Below are 2,970 nucleotides of genomic sequence, written 5' to 3'. Positions count from 1 at the left end.
GCGGCAGCCGCCGCCGCCTCGTCGCTCACCGGCGACCCGCCGCGGGTACGGCGACGCTGGCGCGGCGTGCGGGTGCGGGCCGGGGTCTCCTCGGGCGTCGTACGCGCGGACCGTGCGGGACGCGAGCGCGCACCGCGGCCGCCCGGCTCGCCGAGATCCTCCAGCTCCTCCGCCTCGAGACCGGCGCGGGTGCGCTCGGCACGGGGGAGGACGCCCTTGGTCCCGGCGGGGATGCCGAGCTCCTCGAAGAGGTGCGCCGACGTGGAGTACGTCTCGACCGGGTCGTTGAAGTCCAGCTCCAGCGCCTTGTTGATCAGCTGCCAGCGCGGGATGTCGTCCCAGTCGACCAGCGTCACGGCGGTGCCGGACGCCCCCGCACGGCCGGTGCGGCCGACGCGGTGGAGGTACGTCTTCTCGTCCTCGGGGGACTGGTAGTTGATGACGTGCGTGACGCCCTCGACGTCGATACCGCGAGCGGCGACATCGGTGCACACCAGCACGTCGACCTTGCCGTTGCGGAACGCGCGCAGCGCCTGCTCACGCGCGCCCTGGCCCAGGTCGCCGTGGACCGCGCCGGAGGCGAAGCCGCGCCGGGCGAGCTGTTCGGCGATGTCCGCGGCCGTACGCTTCGTACGGCAGAAGATCATCGCCAGCCCGCGGCCCTCGGCCTGCAGAATGCGCGCGACCATCTCGGGCTTGTCCATGGAGTGCGCGCGGTACACACGCTGTGTGATGTTCGCGACGGTAGCGCCCTGGTCGTCCGGCGCGGTCGCGCGGATGTGCGTGGGCTGCGACATGTAGCGGCGTGCGAGGCCGATGACCGCACCCGGCATGGTCGCCGAGAACAGCATGGTCTGGCGCTTGGCCGGCAGCAGCTGGATGATCTTCTCGACATCGGGCAGGAAGCCCAGGTCGAGCATCTCGTCGGCCTCGTCGAGGACGAGCGCCTTGACGTGGGAGAGGTTGAGCTTCTTCTGGCCGGCCAGGTCGAGGAGGCGCCCGGGCGTGCCGACGACGACGTCGACGCCCTTCTTCAGGGCCTCGACCTGCGGCTCGTACGCACGGCCGCCGTAGATCGCGAGAACGCGGACGTTGCGCACCTTGCCGGCGGTCAGCAGGTCGTTGGTGACCTGCGTGCACAGCTCACGGGTGGGGACGACCACGAGCGCCTGCGGCGTGTCGGTCAGCTGCTCGGGCTTGGCCCGGCCCGCCTCGACGTCCGCGGGGACGGTGACGCGCTCCAGCAGCGGCAGTCCGAAACCGAGGGTCTTGCCCGTGCCGGTCTTGGCCTGGCCGATGACGTCGGTGCCGGAGAGCGCGACCGGGAGGGTCATCTCCTGGATGGGGAAGGGGGACGTGATGCCGACGGCCTCAAGGGCCTCGGCGGTCTCGGGAAGGATCCCGAGCTCTCGGAAAGTCTTGGCCTGCGTAGTCAGGGTGTTGCCTCTTCTGTGAGACGCGGCGCGAGGCGAACGCTGGGGGTCTTACCGCACCTGGGTCTTACCGCACCTGGGTACTGGACGGCCGGCCGTGGATTGGCCGGAAAGGCGCGGGACCACTGCCGTCGCTCGAGCGCTCGTGCCGCTGAGGTCCCCTCATATGGCGAAATTGCGCATAGAGGGCTGTCAGGTCGGAGCCGATCGGGCCACCGACCGGGCATCCTCATTCAGAGGGCCCGCCGAAATATCCGGCAGGCTTAATACCACTGTACCCCGGATTCGCGCATGTGTGTTGGCCGAATTCGTGGGAACCGCGTGGCGGCGGGTGCTGACCAGGCACTTCCGCGGCGCGGATGGCGAGCTATTGTGCGCTCCATGGAGACGCCTGACAACGCCACCGCGCCCGCCGCCGACGCAGCCGAAGAACTCACCGGGATCGCCGCCCAGGACTGGGCCGCGGCTTCCGCCGACCCCCAGTACCGCGCCGCGGTCGTGGACCTGCTGGGAGCGCTCGCGTACGGCGAGCTGGCGGCCTTCGAGCGGCTCGCCGAGGACGCGAAGCTGGCACCGACGCTGGCGGACAAGGCGGAGCTGGCGAAGATGGCCTCCGCCGAGTTCCACCACTTCGAGCAGCTGCGTGACCGGCTCGCCGGCATCGAGGCCGAGCCGACCAAGGCGATGGAGCCGTTCGCGGCGGCGCTGGACGAGTTCCACCGCCAGACCGCACCGTCCGACTGGCTGGAGGGCCTGGTCAAGGCGTACGTCGGCGACTCGATCGCCAGCGACTTCTACCGCGAGGTGGCGGTACGGCTGGACTCCGACACCCGCAGGCTGGTGCTCGCGGTGCTCGACGACACGGGTCACGGCAACTTCGCCGTCGAGAAGGTGCGCGCCGCGATCGAGGCGGACCCGCGGGTCGGCGGGCGGCTCGCGCTGTGGGCCCGCCGACTGATGGGCGAGGCGCTGTCCCAGGCGCAGCGGGTCGTCGCGGAGCGGGACGCGCTGTCGACGATGCTCGTCGGCGGGGTCGCGGACGGGTTCGACCTCGCTGCGGTGGGCGAGATGTTCACCCGTATCACCAAGGCGCACACCAAGCGGATGGCTGCGCTGGGGCTGGCTGCCTGACCGGAGGTCAGACGGCGGCTGATCGGCGCAGGCGGCGGGCTGTCGGGCGGATGAGCAACGACAGCGTGACGGCCCCGACGAAGAGCGCGCCTGCCAGGGTGCCGAGGAGATAGCCGGGTCCGAGCGCCGCGTGCGTCAGATACGCCCCGAAGAGCGCGCCCAGCGTGCCCGTCGTGTACACGACGCGGGGTGCCGGGAGCCGGTCCGGAAGCCGCCGTACGGCTGACCAGGAGAGCGCGAATCCGAGCAGGACGGAGCCGAGAGCTTCCAGGATCACCACGGATCACCTCAGGGACGCCGGACGGGCAGATCGGGTCGTAGCCCGTCCTACCCGAACCGGCCGGAACGCAACCCTCCGCACCAGCCGGAGAGCACTCGGGGCGATCACCGGACGATCACCCGGTAC

At 71.0% G+C, this 2,970-nt stretch carries 3 protein-coding genes; 1 reads left to right on the top strand and 2 read right to left on the bottom strand.

Annotated elements, in window-relative coordinates; all coding sequences use genetic code 11:
- On the bottom strand, positions 1-1,436 hold a 1,436-nt coding region (locus ACWGI8_RS42460), incomplete at its 3' end, for a DEAD/DEAH box helicase (protein ID WP_453668810.1).
- Between the two features lie 378 nt (positions 1,437-1,814).
- On the opposite strand from ACWGI8_RS42460, the gene ACWGI8_RS42455 reads away from it, so the two are divergent.
- Positions 1,815-2,564, top strand: a complete 750-nt coding sequence (locus tag ACWGI8_RS42455; RefSeq protein ID WP_453668809.1) for a ferritin-like fold-containing protein — start codon at positions 1,815-1,817, stop codon at positions 2,562-2,564.
- Between the two features lie 7 nt (positions 2,565-2,571).
- On the opposite strand, the gene ACWGI8_RS42450 is transcribed toward ACWGI8_RS42455, so the two are convergent.
- Entirely contained in the window at positions 2,572-2,841 is a 270-nt protein-coding gene (locus tag ACWGI8_RS42450; RefSeq protein ID WP_453668808.1) for a hypothetical protein, read from the bottom strand.
- Positions 2,842-2,970 lie beyond the last annotated feature (129 nt).

The sequence above is a fragment of the Streptomyces sp. NPDC054841 genome (assembly GCF_053611045.1).
Note: the sequence above shows the minus strand (reverse complement) of the source record. Positions and strands in the feature narration are given on the sequence as shown.